Annotated in this window: 18 protein-coding genes and 1 riboswitch; of the genes, 13 read left to right on the top strand and 5 right to left on the bottom strand. The window is 72.2% G+C overall.

Annotation, left to right across the window (positions count from 1 at the left end):
* Nucleotides 1–50: 50 nt before the first annotated feature.
* Nucleotides 51–1460 (top strand): MFS transporter, encoded by a 1410-nt coding sequence (locus tag QIS99_RS15105; RefSeq protein WP_282513839.1) that lies wholly within the window; start codon nt 51–53, stop codon nt 1458–1460.
* On the top strand, nt 1457–2530 hold the full coding sequence (locus tag QIS99_RS15100; protein WP_282513838.1) for an acyl-CoA dehydrogenase family protein: 1074 nt from the start codon (nt 1457–1459) through the stop codon (nt 2528–2530). The genes QIS99_RS15105 and QIS99_RS15100 overlap by 4 nt, the downstream gene beginning before the upstream one ends.
* A 53-nt stretch (nt 2531–2583) precedes the next feature.
* Here QIS99_RS15100 and QIS99_RS15095 read toward each other — a convergent pair whose 3' ends face one another.
* On the bottom strand, nt 2584–3381 hold the full coding sequence (locus QIS99_RS15095; protein ID WP_282513837.1) for a VOC family protein: 798 nt from the start codon (nt 3379–3381) through the stop codon (nt 2584–2586).
* 186 nt (nt 3382–3567) lie between these two features.
* Here QIS99_RS15095 and QIS99_RS15090 point away from each other — a divergent pair, with 186 nt between their 5' ends.
* Complete coding sequence (locus tag QIS99_RS15090; RefSeq protein WP_282513836.1) at nt 3568–3975, top strand: hypothetical protein; 408 nt, start codon at nt 3568–3570, stop codon at nt 3973–3975.
* Nucleotides 3976–4164: 189 nt separating this feature from the next.
* Here QIS99_RS15090 and QIS99_RS15085 read toward each other — a convergent pair whose 3' ends face one another.
* The 3 genes from QIS99_RS15085 to QIS99_RS15075 form a co-directional block, all read right to left on the bottom strand.
* Entirely contained in the window at nt 4165–5634 is a 1470-nt protein-coding gene (locus tag QIS99_RS15085) for an MDR family MFS transporter (protein WP_282513835.1), read from the bottom strand.
* 208 nt (nt 5635–5842) lie between these two features.
* A complete protein-coding gene (locus QIS99_RS15080) occupies nt 5843–6520 on the bottom strand; it encodes a DUF998 domain-containing protein (protein WP_282513834.1) in 678 nt (225 codons plus the stop codon).
* Nucleotides 6521–6543: 23 nt separating this feature from the next.
* Nucleotides 6544–7140, bottom strand: coding sequence for a TetR/AcrR family transcriptional regulator (locus tag QIS99_RS15075; RefSeq protein WP_282513833.1), 597 nt, complete (start codon nt 7138–7140; stop codon nt 6544–6546).
* A gap of 45 nt (nt 7141–7185) precedes the next feature.
* Here QIS99_RS15075 and QIS99_RS15070 point away from each other — a divergent pair, with 45 nt between their 5' ends.
* The 8 genes from QIS99_RS15070 (at nt 7186) to QIS99_RS15035 (ending at nt 16668) form a co-directional block, all read left to right on the top strand.
* Entirely contained in the window at nt 7186–8451 is a 1266-nt protein-coding gene (locus QIS99_RS15070; RefSeq protein ID WP_282513832.1) for an oxygenase MpaB family protein, read from the top strand.
* A gap of 217 nt (nt 8452–8668) precedes the next feature.
* Nucleotides 8669–9676: an AraC family transcriptional regulator gene (locus tag QIS99_RS15065; RefSeq protein ID WP_282513831.1), complete on the top strand. Its 1008-nt coding sequence runs from the start codon at nt 8669–8671 to the stop codon at nt 9674–9676.
* Nucleotides 9677–9977: 301 nt separating this feature from the next.
* The gene (locus QIS99_RS15060; RefSeq protein ID WP_282513830.1) at nt 9978–11036 is read left to right on the top strand and encodes a BKACE family enzyme; all 1059 of its coding nucleotides are present in this window, start codon (nt 9978–9980) and stop codon (nt 11034–11036) included.
* A gap of 98 nt (nt 11037–11134) precedes the next feature.
* Nucleotides 11135–12106, top strand: a complete 972-nt coding sequence (locus QIS99_RS15055) for a quinone oxidoreductase family protein (RefSeq protein ID WP_282513829.1) — start codon at nt 11135–11137, stop codon at nt 12104–12106.
* A 148-nt stretch (nt 12107–12254) separates the two neighbouring features.
* Nucleotides 12255–13148: a TauD/TfdA dioxygenase family protein gene (locus QIS99_RS15050; protein WP_282513828.1), complete on the top strand. Its 894-nt coding sequence runs from the start codon at nt 12255–12257 to the stop codon at nt 13146–13148.
* Nucleotides 13149–13200: 52 nt separating this feature from the next.
* Nucleotides 13201–14532, top strand: coding sequence for an MFS transporter (locus QIS99_RS15045; RefSeq protein ID WP_282513827.1), 1332 nt, complete (start codon nt 13201–13203; stop codon nt 14530–14532).
* Nucleotides 14529–15269 carry an RBBP9/YdeN family alpha/beta hydrolase gene (locus tag QIS99_RS15040; protein ID WP_282513826.1) on the top strand — a complete coding sequence of 247 codons (741 nt, stop codon included), beginning with the start codon at nt 14529–14531 and terminating at the stop codon, nt 15267–15269. The genes QIS99_RS15045 and QIS99_RS15040 overlap by 4 nt, the downstream gene beginning before the upstream one ends.
* A 190-nt stretch (nt 15270–15459) precedes the next feature.
* Nucleotides 15460–16668 (top strand): oxygenase MpaB family protein, encoded by a 1209-nt coding sequence (locus QIS99_RS15035; protein ID WP_282513825.1) that lies wholly within the window; start codon nt 15460–15462, stop codon nt 16666–16668.
* A gap of 14 nt (nt 16669–16682) precedes the next feature.
* On the opposite strand, the gene QIS99_RS15030 is transcribed toward QIS99_RS15035, so the two are convergent.
* Complete coding sequence (locus QIS99_RS15030; protein ID WP_282513824.1) at nt 16683–17975, bottom strand: TetR/AcrR family transcriptional regulator; 1293 nt, start codon at nt 17973–17975, stop codon at nt 16683–16685.
* Between the two features lie 235 nt (nt 17976–18210).
* On the opposite strand from QIS99_RS15030, the gene QIS99_RS15025 reads away from it, so the two are divergent.
* The gene (locus tag QIS99_RS15025) at nt 18211–19827 is read left to right on the top strand and encodes a long-chain-fatty-acid--CoA ligase (protein ID WP_282513823.1); all 1617 of its coding nucleotides are present in this window, start codon (nt 18211–18213) and stop codon (nt 19825–19827) included.
* 420 nt (nt 19828–20247) lie between these two features.
* A riboswitch (cyclic di-AMP (ydaO/yuaA leader) is annotated at nt 20248–20401 on the top strand.
* A 4-nt stretch (nt 20402–20405) separates the two neighbouring features.
* Nucleotides 20406–21161, top strand: a complete 756-nt coding sequence (locus tag QIS99_RS15020; RefSeq protein ID WP_282513822.1) for a LysM peptidoglycan-binding domain-containing protein — start codon at nt 20406–20408, stop codon at nt 21159–21161.
* The last annotated feature ends 69 nt before the right edge of the window (nt 21162–21230 follow it).

Raw genomic sequence — 21230 nt, 5'->3', positions numbered from 1 at the left:
CCCCACACCCGTAGGCCACTTGCTCCGTCCCACCGCACACGGGAGTACCCATGTCCGCCGCACCCTCCCCGAAGGACCCCGCGAGACCCGCCGGTTCGCCCGACCCCGCTCTGCTGCGCAAGGTGGCGCTGTCGAGTCTGCTCGGCACCGTCATCGAGTACTACGACTTCCTGCTCTACGGGACGATGGCCGCGCTCGTCCTCGGTCCGCTGTTCTTCCCCGAGTCGAACCCGACGGTCGGCATGATCGCCTCGTTCGGCACGCTGGCCGCCGGCTATGTCGCGCGGCCGGTCGGCGGCATCGTGTTCGGCCACTTCGGCGACCGGACCGGCCGTAAGACGATGCTCGTCCTGACCATGGTCCTCATGGGGGCGGCGAGCTTCCTGATCGGCGTCCTGCCCACGTACGACAGCATCGGCATCGCGGCGCCCGTCCTGCTCGTCCTGCTCCGCGTCGTGCAGGGCATCGCCATCGGCGGTGAGTGGGGCGGTGCGACGCTGATGGTCGTCGAGCACGCCGACCCCGGCCGCCGGGGCCTGTGGAACGGCGTCATGCAGATGGGCTCGCCGATCGGCTTCCTGATGTCGACGCTCGCCGTCACCGCGACCACGTTCCTGCCCCGCGAACAGTTCATGTCCTGGGGCTGGCGGCTCCCGTTCCTGTTCAGCGCGCTGCTGCTCGCCATCGGCCTGTACGTGCGGATCAGCGTCAGCGAGAGCCCGCTGTTCCGGCAGGCCGTCGACGCCCAGCGGGAACGGTCCGCCGCGCGGCCCCGGCCGCCGCTGGTGCAGGTGCTGCGCAGGCCCCGCGTCCTGCTTCTCGCGTGCGCCGTCGGCATCGGCCCGTTCGCCCTGACCGGCCTGATCAGCATCTTCATGCTCACGTACGCCACGGGCATCGGCTACGCCACGTCCGACGTCATGAACGGGCTGATCGCCGCCTCGCTCATGGGTCTGGTGACGATCCCGCTCTTCTCCGCGCTGTCCGACCGCATCGGGCGGCGGACGGTCGTGGTGGGCGGCGCCGTGGGCGTCGTGCTGTGCGCGTTCCCGATGTTCGCCCTGGTCGACACGGGGAAGCCGGCCCTGCTGATCGTCGGCATGCTGCTCGGTCAGCTGGTGCAGTCGGCGATGTACGCGCCGCTCGGGCCGCTGCTGTCCGAGATGTTCGGCACCGAGGTCCGCTACACCGGGGCGTCCATGGGCTACCAGCTGGCCGCGCTCATCGGCAGCGGATTCACACCGCTGATCGCCGGCGGCCTCCTCTCGGGCCCGGAAGGCATGCGGAGCGGGCCGCTGTCGGTTCTGGCGGTCGTCTGCGGACTCGTGTCGCTGCTCGCGATCCGGCGCATCGCAGAGACCCGCGGCAAGGACCTGGCGGAGCTCGACGTCGGGGCTCCTGGCGGGGCGTCGGCACCCGGTCCCTCAACATCCGCGTTCGAGAAGGGAGTTGACGCATGAGGCTGACCGAGGAGCAGGAGGAGTTGCGCTCCGCCGTACGGTCGCTGCTCGGGCGCCGCGAAGGGGCCGCGGCCTGGCGGCCGTTGACCGAGCAGATCGGCGCGGCCGGGCTCGCCGTGCCCGAGGAGTACGGCGGGGCGGGCTGCGGGGCGCTCGAAGTGCACGTGGTGATGGCGGAGTTGGGGCGCGAGCTGAGTCCCGTTCCGTATCTCGGCTCGGCGGTGCTCGCCGTCCAGGCCCTGCTCTCCTCCGGCGACAAGGCGGCGTGCGAGGAGTTCCTGCCGGGGCTCGCCGAAGGCACGGCGACCGGCGCTGTGGCGTGGGCCGAGCAGGGGGCCTGGGATCCGGAGGCGGCCGTACGGGCCGAAGCGGTCCCCGGTCCCGACGGCGGTACGTGGCGCCTCACCGGGACCAAGGAGCACGTCCTCGACGGGGCCTCGGCGGATCTGCTGCTCGTCGCGGCGCGCGCGCCGGAGGGGGTGTCGCTGTTCCACGTGCCGGTGGACGGTGCGGGGGTGCGCCGCTCGGCGGCCGTCGCCCTGGACGGGACGCGGGACCTGGCCCGACTGGACCTCGACGCCGCAAAGGGACGGCTCGTCGGCACGGCGGGCGAGGGGGGCCGGGTGCTGCGGCACGTACTCGACCTGGGCTGCGCGGCGCTCGCCGCCGAACAGGTCGGCGCGGCCGAGCGGTGCCTGGAGCTGACGGTCGCGTACGCGAAGGAGCGCGTCCAGTTCGGGCGTCCCATCGGCTCGTTCCAGGCGGTGAAGCATCGCCTCGCCGACGCGTACGTGCTGGTCGAGTCGGGGCGCTCGGCCGCGCTCGGCGCGGCCTTCGCGGCGGCCGAGGGCTCGGCGGAGCTGTCGCGGCGGGCGGCCGTCGCCAAGTCCGCCTGCTCGGAGGCGTTCTCGACGGTGGCGAGCGAGATGATCCAGCTGCACGGCGGCATCGGCATCACCTGGGAACACGACGCGCACCGCTACTTCAAGCGGGCCCACGGCGCCACCCAGCTCCTCGGCACACCCGCCTGGCACCGGCGGCGCATCGCGGCGGGCCTGGGCCTGACGTGACCTGACCTGACGTGACGTGATCTGACCGGACCCGTCAGCCGGCGTCCAGGCCGTCAGCCGGAGTCCGGGGCCGCCTGGTCCAGGGTGAACAGCGCGCCGTCGGGGTCGCGGACCGTCACATGCCGGCCCTGGCTGCCCCAGTCCGAGCCGGTGACGGTGGTCCCGCCGTGCTCCAGGGCGCGGGACACCGCCTCGTCCAGGTCTTCGACCCGGAAGTGCACCAGCCAGCGGGGCCGCAGCTGCGGCTTCGGCGCCGCCTGCTCCACCGGGCCGCTGTTCATCCGGGCTACGGGCCGCCCCCGCCGCCGGAGCACGACTTGGTCCTCCTCGTACGAGGTCTCGCAGGAGCCGTCCCGGTCACCCTCGCCCCAGCCGAGGACCTCGCCGTAGAAGATCGCCGAGTCGAAGGCGTTGCGGGTGTGGAGTTCGATCCAGGCGGGCGAGCGCTCCGCGCCGATGGTCCACTCGGAGAGTACGTCGCCGTCCCAGACGCCGAAGACGGCACCCTCCCGGTCGGACACCAGGGCCGCCCGGCCGCCCGCGGGGTACGAGACGGGCCCCACCCCGACCGTGCCGCCGCGCTCCTTCACCCGCGCGACCGCCGCGTCGGCCTCGTCGACGGCGAAGTACGGGGTCCACACCACCGGAACGGCGAACTCCCCGGCCACCGCGCCGATCCCGGCCACCGGAACGCCCTCGTCCGCCGCCAGCGAGAAGGCCCGGCCGAATCTGCCCTGCCGGAACGTCCAGCCGAGGACGGCACCGTAGAAGCGCTCCGCGGCCTCGCGGTCGCGCGCCACGAGGCTCAGCCAGCACGGGGCACCGATCGCGTCCGCAGCCACCAGAACCACGGGATCCTCCGTTCACCGCGGCAGGAGCCGGGACACCGGCCGCCGCGGGCACAGCAAGGGGTGAGGAACGGGACAGATCCAGCGTATGGGAAGGAACCGCACCGAACGACTTGAGCCCCCCGGCGCGGAACGGGGCGGAATATGCTGGTCGTGCAGGCGGAACGCCGACCAGAAGGTGTGACTGCCATGGCCCGGCTGGTGGCCAGGAAGGGCGAGCTGATCGTCCGGCTCGCGTGGTGGGAGAAGCTCGCCGCACGCCGCGGCGACGTGCACGTACCGCTCGACGCGATCGAGCAGGTGACGGCGGACTCCTCGTGGTGGCGGGTCGTGCGCGGCACCCAGGGCCGGGGCACATGGATCCCCGATGTGCTGTCCATCGGCGTACGGGACGTGTCCGGGGAGCGGGACTTCGTCGCGCTGCGGCCGCGGGCGGGCACCGTGATCTGCGTCGACCTGCGGCCGGCGGCGTCCCCCTTCGCCCGGGTCGCCGTGACCGACGCCGTCCCCGACGCCACCGCCGCCACCTTGCGGACCGCGGCCGCCCGCCTGCACGCGCCGCCACCGCCGTACCGCGACCACACCGGGCCCGCGTGACGGCGACCCAAGGGCCGCCGCCCGAAGCGACTCCCCGTCGCCCAGCCCCTCCGCCCCCTCCTCACCGGGCACGGAGTCCCCGCCCACGAAGTCGCCGTCCGTGCCGCCGAGCACGCCCCAGGAACAGCCCGAGTCGCCGAGCTCTCCCCAGGACGCGCCCGGCACCACCTCGTAGGCTCCGCCGCCCGGCTACTGAGCGGCCGACGGCGACTGCGCCGGCCGGCTCCCGTCGTCGTCGTGCGTGATGCGGTTCGGCAGTTTCGCCGCGACGACGACGGTCACCACGGCGAGCGCGGCCACGACGGCGAAGGCCAGCTTCATCCCGCTCACCTGGGCCACCGCCTCCGACGTCCCGTCCGCGACGAGCCGGCTCGTACGGGAGGACATGACGGTGACCACGAGGGCCGTGCCGAACGCCGCGGCGACCTGCTGCAGCGTGCCGAGCATGGAACTGCCGTGGGAGTACAGGTGCGCGGGCAGTCCGCCCATGCCGAGCGTGAAGCACGGGGTGAACGTGGCGGCCAGGCCGACCATGAGGAGTGCGTGCAGCCCGAGGACGACCCAGTACGGCATCGTCGTCGAGACCTGGGTCAGCGCGCCGAGGGCGAGCACCATGGCGATCGAGCCGGGCAGGATGAGCGGGCGGCTGCCGAAGCGGTCGAAGGCCTTGCCGATGGTCGGGCCGAGCAGGCCCATGACGAGGCCGCCCGGCATGACGAGGAGACCGGTCTCCAACGGGCTGAGCCCGCGCACGTTCTGCAGATAGAGCGGCAGCAGGATCATCGCGCCGAGCATCGCGAGGAACCCGATGGACATGAGGACCAGGGACAGCGCGAACGTGCGGTGCTTCAGGGTGCGCAGGTCCATCAGCGGTGTGCCGGTGCGCTGCAGCCTCAGCTGGCGGAACACGAAGACCGCGATCGCCGCGGCCCCGGCGGCGACGACGCCGATTCCGGCCCCCACCTTGCCGTGGCCCTCGCCGAACATGCTCAGGCCGTACACGAGGCCGCCGAAGCCGAGCGCCGCGACGGCGACGCTGAGCCAGTCGATGGGGCTGACCTCGGGCTCGTCGATGTTCTCCAGCTTGCGCAGCCCGAAGAGGGTGACCAGGCCCGCGATGGGCAGCACGACCACGAAGAGCAGCCGCCAGGAACCGGCCTGCAGGATCAGCCCGGACACGGCGGGCCCGAGCGCGGGCGCCACGGAGATCGCCAGGGTGACGTTGCCCATCACGCGGCCGCGGTCCTGCTCGGGCACCACGATCATCAGGGTGGTCATCAGCAGCGGCATCATCACGGCCGTGCCGACGGCCTGCACGATGCGGCCGAGGAGCAGCACCTCGAAGCCGGGCGCCACGGCGGAGAGTGCGGTGCCCGCGAGGAACACGCCCATGGCTATGGCGTACGCCTGGCGCGTGGTGACGCGCTGCAGGAACCAGCCGGTGACCGGGATGACGGCGGCCATGGCGAGCATGAAGGCGGTGGACACCCACTGCGCGGACTGTTCGGTGATGTGCAACGAGTCCATCAGCCGCGGGATCGCGTTGATCATGATGGTCTCGTTGAGGATCACCACGAACGTGGCCAGGACGAGCAGCCGCACCACCGTCGGTGTGCCACCCGCCTTCACGGCCGGTCGTTCCTGGATCACGGTTGACATGGCAGCACCTCGCCGGGCTTCTGGTCGCGGTCACCAAGGAGCCGAGGCTGCCGGCCGGGACGCGGATGTGGACGTGGACATGGACATGGATGGTTGCACCGGTGGAGACCGGTGGGCCTGGAAAAAGTCATCGGTCCGCCAAGTCTTCCTCATCGCGGCGCCGATCTCCTCCGAATTTTTTCCGTCAGCTTTCCCGTCAGATTTCCCGTCAGCCCGTACGTGAGCCCGTACGTGCGCCCCGTCTCCCGCAGGACAGCACGACGGCGAACGGCCATGCCGTCTGCGCGGTGGTCAGGACGCGTTCGGCCACACCGGCCGCGCCCTGGCGGTGCAGTGCGACCAGGAACCACACCGCCCCGGCCCCCATCAGCAGGCACACCGCGAGCGACAGCGCGGGCCGCAGCCCCCACGGCACGGCCTCAGGTCGTACGCCTCCGGGCTGTGCGGCTCCACGCCGTGCGGCTCCAGGCCATGCGGCTCCACGCCGTGCGGCTCCAGGCCATGCCGCCGCCAGGACCGGCCACAGCGCCATGAGGGCGAAACCGACGGCGGCGACCCAGCCGTGGACCAGCGAACCGCCGCTCTCCGGGACCGGGGAGAGCGCCATCCCGATGACCGCGAGACCGCCGCACCCCAGCGCCACCCGCCCGGCGACCGCGGCGGGGCGCAGCCCCCAGGCGGTGACGAGGTGGCACACGCCCAGGGCGACCAGCGCGCCGCTCAGCACCCCGCGACCGGACGCCCCGTCGGCGGCCATCGCGCTGATGGTCTCCGTGACGGGGTCGTAGCCGGGCCCCTCCACCACCGCCGCCAGGGTCCAGCCACCGACCAGCAGAAGGGGCGCGCACCCGGACGAGAGCACGGCCCACCAAGGTACGAACCTCACCGGACCACCATAGAGTCCCGCTGTCAGAGCGTCGGCGTGCCGTTCATGTAGTTGGTCACCAGCGCCGTGAGCTCCTCGATCAGCAACTCCCGAGGGATCGGGGGCCGTTCGAGGACCCAGCGGACGCTGAGCGCCTCCATCGCGGCCACGATCACCCACGAGCGCGTCGCCCCGCTCCGCTCCCCCGGCGCCCGGCCCGCGAGGTAGGCCGAGCCCAGGTCGTGGATGCGGCGGCGGAGCGCGTGCAGGTGGGCCTCGCTGTAGCGGGGCGGCACCTCCTCGACGACAACGCGAAGCAGTTGCGAGTCGTACTCCATCGCGGACAGCAGCGCCTCCACCGCGTCGGGGATCAGCCGCTCCGGCGGGTCGGTGAAGCGGTCGGCGAGCGAGGCGGTCACGCGGTCGCCCGTCTCCGTCCAGAAGCGTTCCATGAGGACGGTGAGGAGTTCGTCCTTGTCGCGGAAGTACTGGTAGAGCGAGCCCGGGCTGATGGCCGCCTCGTCCGCGACGCGGGTGGTCGCGAAGCGCGCGTAGCCGTCCCGCGACAGCACCAACTGCCCTGCTGCAACGATCCGTTCGACCATGTGGCGCGAGCGCTGCTGGCGTGGCTCCTTTCGCATGACGCGAATGGTATGCGAGCAGAAATTCGCGTTACAACGGAACGTATGACACAGATCAGCGAGGTCCGTGACACTACCCGGTTCCCACGCCGTTTCCGGGAGGCCGAGGAGCGGGGCCGCAGGATCGCCCGCGGGATCTTTCTCTTCGCCGACATCGGCCGGGAGATCGACGAGCCCCTGATGGAGCGGGTGGGGCAAGCCCTCCTCGAACGCGACGAGTTGGGCGCCGCCCTCGCCGAGGCCATGCGGTTACCCGCCGGCGATCCGGGGCGGGTGACGCACGCGCAGATCGGCCGGGCGCTGCTCGCGGCGCCCGACGTTCCGCGTGAACTGCCGCCCGCCCTGCGGGAGTTGCTGGACCAGGCGACGGCGGTGCCGGACTGGGTGGACTGGGACCGGATCGAGCGGGGCGCCGCCGCCTACCGGTACCTCGGCCGCAACGCGGGTGACGTCCTCACCCTCCTCTCCCTCATCGGCGGTTACCGCTTCGGCGGGCCGCCCGACCTGCTCGTCCGCACCGGCGGCCTGACCGGCGGTACCACCTTGCGGCGCCTCGGCGAGACCACGAAGTGGACCAACGCCGTCACCCGCGCGGGAGGCCTCTGGCCCGGCGCCGAGGGCTGGCGTCTGACGGTCCATGTGCGCGCCATGCACGCCCTGGTGAACGCCCGCTTCGAGCCGCGCTGGGACACGGCACGCTGGGGCCTGCCCGTCAACCAGGCCGACCAGGCGGCAACCCTCGGGCTCTTCGACGGCACGGTGATCGTCGGCTGCCTCGGTCTCGGCGTACGGCTGACCCGTGTGCAGCGCGACGACCTGATGCATCTGTGGCGGTACGTCGGGTGGCTGATGGGCGTCTCGCCGCAGTGGCTGACCGACGACGAGAACGTCCGGCACCGCTGGAACTACCACATCCTGCTGGCCGCCGCCGGGCAGACGCAGGCCGGCCGGGACCTCGCCCGCCAGACCCTGAACGCCCAGGCCGAGCGGGACTTCGGCCACGGCGGCGGCGCGCTGCAGCGGCTCCACCAGCGGTACGAGCGGGCGCGTCAGGCGAGCCTGCTCTCCGTCTTCGTGGGGAGGGACGGCATGCGCGACCTGGGCCTGCGCCGCCGGCTCCCGTGGGCGCTGCTGCTCGCCCTCGCGGGCAACACCGCCCGGTACCGCGTCCTCGGTGCCCTGCCCGGAGGGCGCGAGCGGCTTGAGTCGCGCGGCACGGCGGTCCAGGAGCGGCTGCTCGCGACGATGTTCCCCGACAGCCCCGCGGCGGTGGGGCAACTGCCGGAGGCGGTCCGGGAGGGGGGTGGGTGAGGGCGCGCGCGGCACGGGCTCGAACCTCCTGTGCGCGCGGCACGGGCTCGAACCTCCTGTGCGTGCGGCACGGGCTCGACCCTGCTGTGCGCGCGGCACGGGCTCGACCCTGCTGTGCGCGTGCGGCTCGGGCGCGGCCGTCCGTTGCCGCGGCGCGCATCTTGACGTGGCGTGACGTCTCGCTTATCAGTGGGGGACGGAATCCTGGAGTGCGCCCATGAAGCCCTTGGTCCGCAATGCGGTGCTGAGCAATTACCTCGAACTGAGCCGGTCGCTCGGGATCGACCCGCAGGTGCTGATGAAGCAGGTGGGGCTCGACGCCGTCGGGCTCTCCGTGCCGGACCGGTGGATCTCCGGCGCCGCCGTCACCCAGCTCCTGGAACGCTCCGCCGCGGCCGCGCAGCGCGCGGACTTCGGGCTGCTGCTCGCAGAGCGGCGGCGCTTCTCCACCCTCGGCCCCATCAGCCTGGTGCTGCGCGAGGAGCCGGACGCGCGCAGTGCGCTGGAGCTCCTGCTGCGGCACGAGCACACGTACAACGAGATGCTGCGCAGCAGGCTCTCCGAAGTGGGCGGGGTGGCCACGCTCAAGGTCGGCCTGGAACCGGTCGAGGGTGGTGACGCACGGCAGGCCGTCGAGCTCGCCGTCGGGGCCTTTCACCGGTTCCTTCGCGGCTTCCTCGGGTCGCGCTGGCAGCCGTTGTCGGTCTGCTTCACGCATGCTGCCCCCGACGACCCCGGCACGCATCGGCGCCTGTTCGGCCCCGTGGTGGAGTTCGACCGGGAGTTCAACGGGATCGTGTTGTACGCCGACGACCTCGACACCCCCAACGCGCTGTCCGACCCGATGCTGCGGACGTACGCGCAGCAGTACTTCGCCTCCATCGCCGTGACGCGGGAGACGACGGAGCTGGATCGCGTACGCGAGCTGATCGAGGTGCTGCTGCCGACCGGGCGGTGCTCCATCGACCAGGTCGCCGGGAGTCTCGGCGTCGACCGGAGGACCGTCCACCGCCACCTCGCCGCGTCGGGCGAGACGTTCTCCTCGCTCGTCAACGCGACGCGCGGCCGGCTCGCCGCGCAGCTGGTGGCCAGCCCGCGCCGTTCGCTGACGGAGATCTCCGGGCTGCTCGGCTTCTCCGCGCCGAGCGCGTTCTCCCGCTGGTTCCGCGACAACTTCGGGGAAAGCCCCCGGCAGTGGCGGGCCGCGCAGGCCGGGAAGCGGTAGCCCCTCCTGCCCCGGCCGCCTGGCGGCGGCGCGGCGGAGCGCGAGGGCGGCGGATCGGGTGTTCGGGTGTCCCCGATCGACAAGTCACCTGTCACCAGAGGTAAAGCAGGCCCGGAAACCGGCCCCTAACGTGGCCTTACCGCAGGGGAAACCAGCGGACCACGCGGCCTGACGACACCCCCTGCCAGGCCTTTTCGCCGCACCCTTCCGTCTGCGCTCATCCCCGCTCCGCCCTGCCACCGGGCCCTCGCCGGACCGCCGTCGGCAGCGCGTGTGCCACGTCCGACAAAGGAGATGGACCGTGCACTTCCTCGACGACTCCCTGCTGCCGGAGAACCAGGAGAAGCTGGTCATCCAGGCCGCCCCCTACGGCCCGGAATGGCTGCCCGGCGACGCGGACGACCTGCCGCTGACCATGGACGAGCACGTCCAGGCGGCAGTCGACTGCCACAACGCGGGCGCGACCGTGCTGCACATCCATGTGCGCGAGCTGAACGGCCACGGCTCCAAGCGCATGTCGATGTTCAACGAGCTGCTCGCCCGGCTGCGCGAGGCCGTGCCCGACATGGTCCTCCAGATCGGCGGGTCGATCTCCTTCGCCCCCGAGGACGAGGGCGCCGAGGCCAAGTGGCTCAGCTACGACACCCGCCACATGCTGGCCGACCTCACGCCGCGGCCGGACCAGGTGACGATCGCGATCAACACCAACCAGATGAACATCGTCGAGATCATGTCGGACGACGACCTCGCGGGCACCTCGATCGCCAAACCCGAGTACTACAAGGCGTACCGCGACATGGTCGTCGAGGCGGGCCCGGACTTCTATCTCGAACACCTCGACCGCCTGAACGCCAACGGCATCCAGCCGCACTTCCAACTCGCCACCCTCGCCCAGCTGGAGACCGTGGAACGGCTGATCCGCAGCGGCGTCCACACCGGGCCGCTGGTGCTCAACTACGTGGCGATCGGCGGCGGGTTCGCGGGCCGGCACCCCGCCGACCTGATCGAGTTCGTCCGCCGCACCCCCGACGGCGCCGTCCTCACCGTCGAGAGCTCGATGCGCGCCGTCGCCCCGATGAACGCGATCGCCATCGCCCTGGGCGTGCACGTGCGCGTGGGGAACGAGGACAACCTGTGGCGGCGCAAGGGCGAGCGGATGAGCTCGGTGGCGCAGGTCGAGCAGATGGTGCAGATCGCCGACGCCCTCGGCCGGGACGTCGCGTCCGGGGCCGAGGCCAAGGAGATCTACAGGCTCGGAGAGCGGTACGCGGACACCGAGGAGACCCTGGCCCGGCTCGGCATGGTGCCCAACCGCCGCCCCGGGCGACGCGGCTTCATGCTGCGCGACATCGACGGCTGAGCCGGGCCGAGCCCCGGCCGAGCCCCGGCCGAACCTCACCCCCTCACCTCGCCCCGCCCCGCCCCACTTCCCCCTCACCGAACGGAGCCCCCGTACTCATGCCCCACGCCATCCGCTTCCACGAGACCGGCGGACCCGACGTCCTGCGGTGGGAGGAGGTCCCCGTCGGTGACCCGGGTCCCGGTGAGGTCCGGGTCCGGCACGTCGCCGTCGGACTGAACTTCGCCGACACCTACTTCCGTACGGGCCTGTACCCGGCGCCGCTGCCCGCGGGGCTCGGGGTCGAGGCCGCCGGGGTGGTGGAGGCGGTGGGCGTCGGGGTCACGCACGTCGCCGAGGGCGACCGGGTGACGTACACCGGCAGCCCGTTGGGCGCGTACAGCACGGAGCGGGTGATGCCCGCGGACTCACTGATCCGGCTGCCGGCGGAGATCAGCTGCGAGACGGCCGCCGCGATGACGATGCGCGGGCTCACCTCCGCGTATCTGCTGCGGCGTATCCACCCGCTGAAGGCCGGAGACACGGTGCTGCTGCACGCCGCGGCAGGCGGTGTCGGGCTGATCTTCTGCCAGTGGGCGAAGCTGCTCGGCCTCACCGTGATCGGCACCGTCTCCAGCGAGGAGAAGGCCGAGACCGCCCGCGCCCACGGCTGCGACCACATCGTCCACTACCGGCGCGAGAACGTGGCCGAGCGGGTGCGGGAGCTGACCGACGGGCAGGGTGTCCCGGTCGTCTTCGACAGCGTCGGCAAGGACACGGTGGCCGGCTCGATGGCGTCGCTGCGCCGACGCGGCCTGCTGGTGTGCTTCGGTACGGCCTCCGGAGTGCCGCCGCTGGACGCGATGCAACTCGCCGTCCACGGCTCGCTGTTCGCGACCCGGCCCGCGCTGGCCGACTACATCGCCGAGCCCGCGGAGCGGGACGCGCTGGCCGGTGAGCTGTTCGAGCACGTCGCGGCCGAGCGCATCAAGATCCGCATCAATCAGCGCTACAGCCTCAAGGAGGCGGCCCAGGCACACCGCGACCTGGAGGCGGGCCGGACCACGGGATCGTCCGTCCTCGTCCTCTGAACCTCCTGGTCCGGGTTCGCGCCCCGCGCCGCATCAGACCCACGTCAGAGCCGCATCAGATCCACGTAAGGCCCCCACGTCACCCACACGCCATGCCCCATGCCCAAGCCCAAGCCCAAGCCCAAGCCCAGGCCCAGGAGTGAGCATCATGTCTCAGACCCTTCACCGGCGCGCCGCCGTCCGGCGCAGCTCCATCAAGGTCGAACCGCTGACGTGCACCCTCGGCGCCGAGCTGTCCGGCGTACACCTCGGCGATGCCTCCCGTGACGACGAACTCGCCGCGGAGATCAAGGAGTTGCTGCTTCAGTACAAGGTGCTGTTCCTCCGCGACCAGGACATCACGCGGGCCGAGCACGTCGCCTTCGCCTCCCGCCTCGGCCCGCTGGAGGACCACCCGGTCCTCGGCAGCGACCCCGATCACCCCGGCCTCGTCCGTATCTACAAGGACCTGGACAGCAAGCCCGAGCACTACGAGAACGCCCTCCACTGCGACGCGACCTGGCGCGAGTGCCCGCCGATGGGGGCCGTGCTGCGGTGCGTGGAGACGCCCGAGGTGGGCGGCGACACCCTCTGGGTCGACATGGCGGAGGCGTACCGGAGGCTGCCCGAGCACATCAAGACACAGATCGAGGGGCTGCACGCGCGGCACAGCATCGAGGCGACCTTCGGGGCGGCCATGCCCGTCGAGCAGCGGCATCAGCTCAAGGCGAGGTATCCGGACCCGGAGCACCCGGTGGTGCGCACACATCCGGAGACCGGCGAGAAGGTCCTCTTCGTCAACTCCTTCACCACCCACTTCGTCGACTACCACACGCCGGAGAACGTGCGCTGCGGCCAGGACTACGCGCCGGGCGCCGGCAACCTCCTGACGTATCTGATCAGCCAGGCGGCGATCCCCGAGTACCAGGTGCGGTGGCGCTGGCAGCCGAACAGCGTGGCCATCTGGGACAACCGTGCCACCCAGCACTACGCGGTCCAGGACTACTGGCCCGCCGTACGCAAGATGGAGCGCGCCGGGATCGTCGGCGACCGGCCCTGCTGAACCGGATCGCGGAGGAGAGGGCGGTGCGCATGAGGACGTGTGGGTGGTGCGGATGACGACGAGCCCCCGACCGGTGGTGGTGTCCCGTCGCTACGCGTGGGTGGTCTTCGCCCTGAGTTTCGGACTGCTGCTGTCGGACTACATGTCACGGCAGGTGCTCAACGCGGTCTTCCCGCTGCTGAAGGCCGAATGGCAGCTGTCCGACGCCCAGTTGGGCTCGCTGAGCGGCATCGTGGCGCTGATGGTCGGGGTGCTCACCTTCCCGCTCTCGCTGCTCGCGGACCGCTGGGGCCGGGTGAAGAGCCTGGTCCTCGCGGCGGTCGTGTGGAGTCTGGCGACCCTGGGCTGCGCCGTGTCCGCGAGTTACGGCCAGATGTTCCTGGGCCGGTTCATGGTCGGCGTGGGCGAGGCGGCGTACGGGAGCGTCGGGATCGCGGTGGTCCTCAGCGTGTTCCCCGTGACGCTGCGGGCCACGCTGTCCGGTGCGTTCATCGCCGGGGGCGCCTTCGGGTCGGTCCTCGGGGTGTCGATCGGCGGGGTCGTCGCCGAACACCTGGGCTGGCGTTGGACGTTCGCCGTGATGGGGATCTTCGGGCTGGTGCTTGCCGCGGTCTACCGCGTCGTGGTCACGGAGAAGCGGCTCGGGCGGGCCGGGACCGGTGGCGGCGACCGTGCCCCGGTGGCGCGGCGGGAGCTGGTCCGGGTCCTGGTGCCGCGGCTGTTCTCGTCCGTGTCGGTGCGGTGCGCGTACGTCGGCAGCGGGCTGCAGATGTTCATCGCGATGGCCCTGCTCGCCTGGATGCCCAGCTTCCTCGACCGGTACTACGGGATGCCCCCGGCCAAGGCGGGCCTGGCGGCGGGGGTGTTCGCGCTGATCACGGGGATCGGCATGATCGGCGGCGGGATCGTCACGGACCGCGTGAGCCGGCGCCTTGCCGCGCGGAAGTGGACCGTGGCGATCGTGTGCAGTGCCGGTTCGCTGGTCCTGCTGACGGCCGGGTTCCAGCTGCCTGCCGGGGCGCTCCAGCTCGTCCTGATCGGCGCCGGGACGCTGCTGTCCAACGCCACGGCGGGACCGGCCGCCTCCATGGTGACGGCGCTGACCCCGGCTGCCGTCGCCGCGACCGCCATGGCCACGCTCACGCTCGCCAACAGCCTGCTCGGCCTGGCTCCGGGCCCCGCGGTGACGGGGCTGCTCGCGGACCGCGTCGGGCTGCTCGGCGCGCTGCAGCTGGTGCCCCTGGCCGCGGTGGGCGCGGCGGCCGCGTTCGCTGTGGGGAGGCGTACGTACGAGAGGGACGTGCTGCGCCTCGGGCTGCGGACGGCGACCACCGGCGGCCCGAGCGCGGCCGCCCCTACGACGCATACGGAGGCACAGACGTGAGACGCACGAACGTGGGACGTACGAATGTGAGACGTACGACCGTGAACCGCACCGCCGAGACGCGCACCGCCGAGACCCCCGCCACCGAGAACCGCACCGCCGAGACCCGCACCGCCGAGACCCGCTGGCCGAGTGTCCTGATCGTGCCCGGGATGCGCGACCACGTGCCGGACCACTGGCAGACGCTCCTCGCCGAGCGGATTCCCGGCGCGCGCACCGTCCCCCCGCTGACCCGCGACCGGCTGAGCCGCGCGGCCCAAGTCGCCGCCCTGGACGCCGCGGTGGCGGAGCCCGTCCCGTCGCCCGTGGTGCTGGTGGCCCACAGTGCCGGGGTGATGACCACCGTGCACTGGGCGGCCCGCGGCAACGGGAACCGGGTCGCGGGCGCGCTCCTGGCGGCGCCGCCGGACTTCGAGACGCCGCTGCCCGAGGGGTACCCCGGTCCGGGGGCGCTACGGGACCACGGGTGGCTGCCGACGCCGCGCGTGCCGCTGCCCTTCCCGAGCATCGTCGCGGCGAGCACCGACGACCCGCTCGCCGGGTTCGGCCGGGTCGCGGACCTGGCCCGGGCCTGGGGCAGCCGACTGGTGGACCTGGGCCCGGTCGGACACCTCAACCCCGCCGCGGGGTACGGGGCCTGGCCCCGGGCGGAGGAGTTCGTCCGGGAACTGGGCCGGGCGGGGAGCAGGGAGGCTGGGGCCACAGCCCCGGGCCACGCGCCACGGCACCCCTCGTGATGTGGCCGACAGCCGGCGACGGGAGCTGCGGCGACCGCTCCGACGGCAGCCCTTGTCGACCGTGCCAGGCCTCGCTATGTTAATCGGAAATCACATCCTGGAACAAGCTCTGAACCGTGCGGAGAACGCCAACAACGAGCAGAACAAGGCGTGTTGAACCACACGCCGTACCAGGAAGGCGAGCAGGCCGATGAGCAGTCTCAGTCGCAGAAAGGTCCTGTCCCTCGGCGCCGCCCTCGGCCTCGTGGGCGCGGCGGGCGCCGGTGACGCCTGGGCGTGGTCGCCGCGGGGCTCGGTCGCCGGGACCGGCACGGGCGCCGACCCGGAGTACGTGTGGGACGACGAGGTGGACCGGCTCCTGGTCCGCCTCATCGAGGACGGCCGGGTGCCCGCGGTCAACTCCGCGCTGGCGTCCTGGGTGAACAACGACGACCCCCTGCCCACCGGCCTGCCGGCCGACCTCGCCGCCTGGCTGCGGAAGGCCAACCGGCTGCCCTCCTGGGCGGATCCGGCGAATCTGGCGCGCGCCGCCGACTTCAACCGGCGCAAGGACTCGTACCTGTTCATGCTGTACGCCCTGGGCAGCGGCCTGATGAGCACCGTGATCCCGCGGGAGGCGCGGAGCGTGTACTGGTCGGCGGGCGGCGCCGACATGAAGGACCGGGCGGCCAAGACGTTCACGTTCGGCTACGACCTGGCGCAGCTTCGAGGGTTCGAGCCGTCGGGCCAGTTCGTGGTGACGGCCAACAAGACGCGTCTGGTGCACGCCGCGGTGCGTCATCTGCTGCCGCAGTCGCCGCACTGGTCGGGGGGCTCGGACCAGGAGATCCCGATCAGCAACGCCGACATCCTGGTCACGTTCCACAGTCTCGGCACGTACGTACGCCGGAAGCTGCTTGAGTGGCGGGTCCCGTTCCCGGACGAGGACCAGGAGGCCTTCCTGCACAGCTGGCAGGTCGCGCTGCATCTGCTCGGGGTGCGGGACGAGTACATCCCCCGGTCGTGGGCCGCCGCGGAGGAGCAGTCCGGCCAGGTGCTGACGCCGGTCCTGGCCCCTACGACGGAGGGCGTCCAACTCGCGGAGGATCTGCTCGGGTTGCCCTCCCAGGTCGACCTGGGGGTCTCGCGCGGGTTCCTCAACGAGTTCGTGCGGTACGTACTGAGCGACGAGATCGGCGACTGGCTGGGCCTGCGGCGCGACCCCGCGTCGGCGGCCCTGATCCGCACCGGCTGGCCGGCCTTCATCCTGTTCCGCGAGGGCCTGACCCCGGTCGCGCCCGCCGCCTTCTACCTGTTCGACCAGTTCGTACGGGCGCTGGCCATGGCGTTCCTGAACAACGGCAGTTCGGGCACGACCACGCCCATCGTGATCCCGACGGGGAACCGGCCGGGCTCCTGAGCCTGCCGCGCGGCTCAGAGCCCGAGGGCGCCTACGACAAGGCCGGTCACGGCCGCACGGTTGCCGGGGGTGTCCCGCCAGCGCAGGTGCCGCCCGGCCTCGACCACCACGCCGAACCCGGCGTGCACCAGGACCCGGGCCTGGCGCGGGTCGAGGCCGGGGCGGGCGAGCCGCAACTGCCGTTCCCAGCCGGCGATGTGCTCGCGCTGGGCCTGGACCAGCGGGCGGCGCAGCGCGGCGGGCAGGCCGACGAACTCGGCCTCGGCCACGCTCGTGAGCGCGGTGTGCTCGAAGCTGTACGCCACGTACGTCGCCGCCAGCGCCTCGACGGCCTCCCGCGGGCCGGCCACGCCCCGCAGGTTCCGGTCCACCGCCTGGGCGAGCAGCCGGGCCGCCTGCAGACAGGCCGCCGCCAGGATGTCGACCTTGCCCGGGTAGTGGCGGTAGAGCGCGGACGGGGCGAGGCCGACGGCGCGGGCGATCTGGCCGTTGGTGACGTGGGCGAAGCCGTCGCGGGCGAACAGCGGGACGGCGGCGGCGAGGATCTCCGCCCGCCGCGAGTGCGGCACGGGCAGAGCGGGCAGCTCGACGCGGCGCGGGCCCGCCACGGGCGGCGCGGGGTCCGTCGCGGGGTCCGTCGCGGGCGGCCCGGGGTCCGTCGCGGGCGGCCCGGGGTCCGTCGCGGGCGGCCCGGGGTCCGTCGCGGGCGGCCCGGGGTCCGTCGCGGGGTCCGTCGCGGGCGGCGCGGGGTCCGTCGCGGCCACGCGCAGCGCGCACGCCGACAGCAGGTCCTCGGCCCGGCGTTGCGCGATGGAGGTGCGGTGCATGGTGATCGACCCGATCGCGCCGAGCGCCGCGACCGCCCGCAACTGCCCGTCGGGCAGCGGGACTTCACGCCGTACGGCCTCGGTGACGCGGCCGACCACCCGGGCGAACTTGGCGCGCAGCAGGCGGCGGTCCGCACGGTCGAGGTACCTGGCCTCCCAGCGGTACACGCCGCCCGAGGCACGGTGCGCGACGGTGACGCGGGCGAGGGCGGTGAACACGTCCGCCGGGGCGGCGTCGGGCGGCAGCGGGTCGAGGGCGGCGACGAGCCGGTCCACCAAGGTGTGAGCACACTCCGCGAACAGCGCGTACTTGTTCGGGAAGTGGCGGTAGAGCGCCGCCGCGCTGATGCCGACCCGCGCGGCGATGTCCTCCATGGACGCCGCGTGGTAGCCGCGCTCGCTGAAGAGCCGGCCGGCCGCCTCGACGATGAGCTGCCGGCGGTTGCGGGGGCGCGTGGCGGAGATCTGCTCGGTGCTCATGACCGGGCAGCCGGTCTCGAGAACGAGGTCGGGGACGGGGACGGGGACGGGGACGGGGACATGCGGCTCAGTCAACCACACGTCGAACGGAGCCGGGACGGGCCGCTCGCCAGGTGATTCCGCGTTAACAAATCGCGTCACGACGCTTCTCGCGCGGGGGTGTTGAACGGCAGAATGCCGCAGCAGCCACCACCGTTCGCCCCCCTGCCTTACGACCGACCCTTGAGGAGTCCTCATGTCGACCGGCACGGCTCCCGCCTGGTCCTTCCGGCATCACTGGATGGCGCAGGCGGCCACCCACGCGGCGATGCGCCCCGACAAGCCCGCGCTGCGCCACCTCGGCGAGACGACGACCTGGGCACAACTGTCGTGCCGATCGCTGCAGTTGGCCGCCGGGCTCGCCGACCGGGGCGTGGCCGCCGGTGACCGCGTGGTTCTGCTGACGCTCAACCATCCGTGGTTCGTGGAGGGCGTGTTCGCGGCGAACAGCCTGGGCGCCATGGCCGTGCCGCTCAGCTTCCGGCTCGCGCCGCTGGAGCTCGACCACATCCTCGCCGACTGCACCCCCTCGGCGATCGTGGTCGACGCACGGCTGCTGCCGCTGCTGCGGTCGGTGCCGGGCGCCGCGTCGGTCGGCACGGTCCTCGTCATCGGCCGGCCGGACGAGGCCGGGGGCGCCCTTGCGGACGAGGCCGGGGGCGCCCTGGCGTACGAGGAGTTCCTGGCGTCGTACGAGCCGATGGAACTGCCCGACGTCAGCGAGGAGGCGACCGCGCTGATCATGTACACCTCGGGCACCACCGGGCGGCCGAAGGGGGTGATGCTGTCGCACCGCAACCTGCAGGTGCAGGCGATCACCTGCCTGCGCGCGATGGAGATGTCCGACGACTCCGACGTCGGCTTCCTGACCGCGCCCTTCTTCCACATCGCGGGGCTCGGCTCGATGGTGGCGCACATCCTGGTCGGCGGCACGGTCGTGATCCATCCGCTGGGGGCCTTCGACCCGAAGGCGGTGCTCGACGCCTACGAGGCCGAGGGCGCCACCGTCGTCTTCAACGTCCCGCAGCAGTGGGACCTGCTCTGCGCGGAGCCGGACATCGACAAGCGCGACCTGAAGCTGCGGATCATCTGCTGGGGTGCGGCCCCCGCGAGCGACGCGACGCTGCGGGCCATGGGGGAGAAGTTCCCCGGCGCGCTCAACGTGGCGGTGTTCGGCCAGACCGAGACCTCGCCGATCACCTGTGTGCTGCGCGGGGCGGACTCGCTGCGCAAGCTCGGCTCGGTCGGCCGGCCGATCCCGAGCATCCAGCACCGCATCGTCGACCCGGACATGAACGACGTCGCGGTGGGCGAGGTCGGCGAGATCGTCTACCGCGGGCCCACGCTCACGCAGGGGTACTGGCGGAAGCCGCAGGAGACCGCGGAGGCCTTCGCAGGGGGCTGGTTCCACTCCGGGGACCTGGTCAGGCGGGACGACGAGGGGTTCGTCTGGGTCGTCGACCGCAAGAAGGACATGATCATCAGCGGCGGCGAGAACATCTACTGCGCCGAGCTGGAGAACGCCGTCGCCGCCCACCCCGCCGTGCGGGAGGTCGCGGTGATCGGCAGGCCGGACGAGCGCTGGGGGCAGGTGCCGGTCGCGTACGTCACCGTCGCCCCAGGGGCGGAACTGTCCCTTGCCGAGCTGACGGAGTTCCTCGACGGGCGGCTCGCCTCGTTCAAGCGGCCCAAGGACCTGGTACCGGTCACGGAGCTCCCCCGCAACGCGGGCGGCAAGGTACTCAAGCCCGCGCTGCGGGAGCGGGACGCGGAGCAGGGCGCGGGACCCGGAGCTGAGGGGCTGAGGGGCTGAGGGGCTGAGGGGCTGAGAAGACGTCACATCCGACAGGCAGGCCGCGCGCGGGAGGACAACTTCCGTGCGTGGCCCTTTTGTCGGCCCCGACCGCCCTGATGCGGAATGTCCGAGTTAAGGCCATAAAGCCAACTCTTAACGCCTTTACGCACTCGATCCGCATTCCCGCCCGCACGCCGGTTCCGTGAATCGAATCACATCAATCAGTCGCCCCGATCCGGGAACCGTCGCACGCATTTCCGCGTCGGGCCAGGCGAGTTGAGGCTTATTGATCTAGGCGGGCGCAAGGTTCCGCGTCATCAGAAATGGCTGTCGCGCATTCGCCATTCGAATTCCGGCCTTGTTCCTCGCGGACTTTCTCGCCTAACGTCACCGTCAATCCGGACGGAACGCCGAATCCTGCCGCTGTCCGGAAACCCTCACATCCACTCACTTACGCACCGGCAGGAGCGGGGGACCCAGGTAAGCCGCCGATCCGCATTCCGGAACGGCTCGGGGTGAAGTCGTCAGCAGGACGACCGGACATCTCCCGTCCGAACCCGACAGCTCACCTCGTAGGCCACGGAGAGGAATGCGCCATGCCCGCAAAGGGAAAGCACCGCCGCCCCAAGTCCCGTTCGCTCAGCCGGGGAATCGCCTTCGCCGGAACGGGCGGGGCCGTACTCGTCCTCCCGGTGCTCGGTGCGACCGCCGCCGCCGCGGCGCAGCCCGCTGCCGCCCAGCCCGCCGTGACGGCCGCGAAGGCCGCCGCCCCCAAGACCTACGTCGTCGTCGCCGGTGACTCCCTCGCCGGGATCGCCCAGGAGCATGACCTGAGCGGCGGCTGGAAGAAGCTGTACGAGGACAACCGCAGCGCCGTCGGCGACAACCCGCGGCTGATCCACCCCGGCGTCGAACTCACCCTCGGCAAGAAGGCGGCCGACTCCCGGGCGTCCGCCGAGCGGGCCGACCGCTCCGAGCGCAAGGGCGCGATCGCCGCCGAGCCCGCCGCGGCCAAGGCGAAGAAGTCCTACACCAACGACCTCGACGGCTGGATCAAGGAATCGCTCGACATCATGGCCGAGCACGGCATCCCCGGCACGTACGAGGGAATCCACCGCAACATCATGCGCGAGTCCTCCGGCAACCCGCTGGCCATCAACAACTGGGACTCCAACGCGCTCGCCGGAACTCCGTCCAAGGGGCTCCTGCAGGTCATCGCCCCCACGTTCGAGGCCTACCACGTCCCCGGCACGTCGACGGACAGCTTCGACCCGGTCGCCAACATCACCGCGGCCTGCAACTACGCGGCCGACCGGTACGGCTCGATCGACAACGTCAACGGCCCGTACTAGACGCCACGGCCGGCCTCCCGCCCGGCGGGCGGGGGGCCGGGGGGGGGGGCGGGGGGGGGGGGGGGGGGG

This window comes from Streptomyces solicavernae (genome assembly GCF_029968095.1).
Lineage (GTDB): Bacteria > Actinomycetota > Actinomycetes > Streptomycetales > Streptomycetaceae > Streptomyces > Streptomyces solicavernae.
Note: the sequence above shows the minus strand (reverse complement) of the source record. Positions and strands in the feature narration are given on the sequence as shown.

Excerpts from the sequence above, each read along its gene's own strand:
- QIS99_RS15050 (WP_282513828.1), top strand. The coding sequence starts at position 12,255 with ATGTCTCAGACCCTTCACCGGCGCGCCGCCGTCCGGCGCAGCTCCATC.
- QIS99_RS15045 (WP_282513827.1), top strand. The coding sequence starts at position 13,201 with ATGACGACGAGCCCCCGACCGGTGGTGGTGTCCCGTCGCTACGCGTGG.
- QIS99_RS15065 (WP_282513831.1), top strand. The coding sequence starts at position 8,669 with ATGAAGCCCTTGGTCCGCAATGCGGTGCTGAGCAATTACCTCGAACTG.
- QIS99_RS15055 (WP_282513829.1), top strand. The coding sequence starts at position 11,135 with ATGCCCCACGCCATCCGCTTCCACGAGACCGGCGGACCCGACGTCCTG.
- QIS99_RS15105 (WP_282513839.1), top strand. The coding sequence starts at position 51 with ATGTCCGCCGCACCCTCCCCGAAGGACCCCGCGAGACCCGCCGGTTCG.
- QIS99_RS15100 (WP_282513838.1), top strand. The coding sequence starts at position 1,457 with ATGAGGCTGACCGAGGAGCAGGAGGAGTTGCGCTCCGCCGTACGGTCG.
- QIS99_RS15090 (WP_282513836.1), top strand. The coding sequence starts at position 3,568 with ATGGCCCGGCTGGTGGCCAGGAAGGGCGAGCTGATCGTCCGGCTCGCG.
- QIS99_RS15075 (WP_282513833.1), bottom strand. The coding sequence starts at position 7,140 with ATGCGAAAGGAGCCACGCCAGCAGCGCTCGCGCCACATGGTCGAACGG.
- QIS99_RS15035 (WP_282513825.1), top strand. The coding sequence starts at position 15,460 with ATGAGCAGTCTCAGTCGCAGAAAGGTCCTGTCCCTCGGCGCCGCCCTC.
- QIS99_RS15085 (WP_282513835.1), bottom strand. The coding sequence starts at position 5,634 with ATGTCAACCGTGATCCAGGAACGACCGGCCGTGAAGGCGGGTGGCACA.
- QIS99_RS15070 (WP_282513832.1), top strand. The coding sequence starts at position 7,186 with ATGACACAGATCAGCGAGGTCCGTGACACTACCCGGTTCCCACGCCGT.
- QIS99_RS15020 (WP_282513822.1), top strand. The coding sequence starts at position 20,406 with ATGCCCGCAAAGGGAAAGCACCGCCGCCCCAAGTCCCGTTCGCTCAGC.
- QIS99_RS15030 (WP_282513824.1), bottom strand. The coding sequence starts at position 17,975 with ATGAGCACCGAGCAGATCTCCGCCACGCGCCCCCGCAACCGCCGGCAG.
- QIS99_RS15025 (WP_282513823.1), top strand. The coding sequence starts at position 18,211 with ATGTCGACCGGCACGGCTCCCGCCTGGTCCTTCCGGCATCACTGGATG.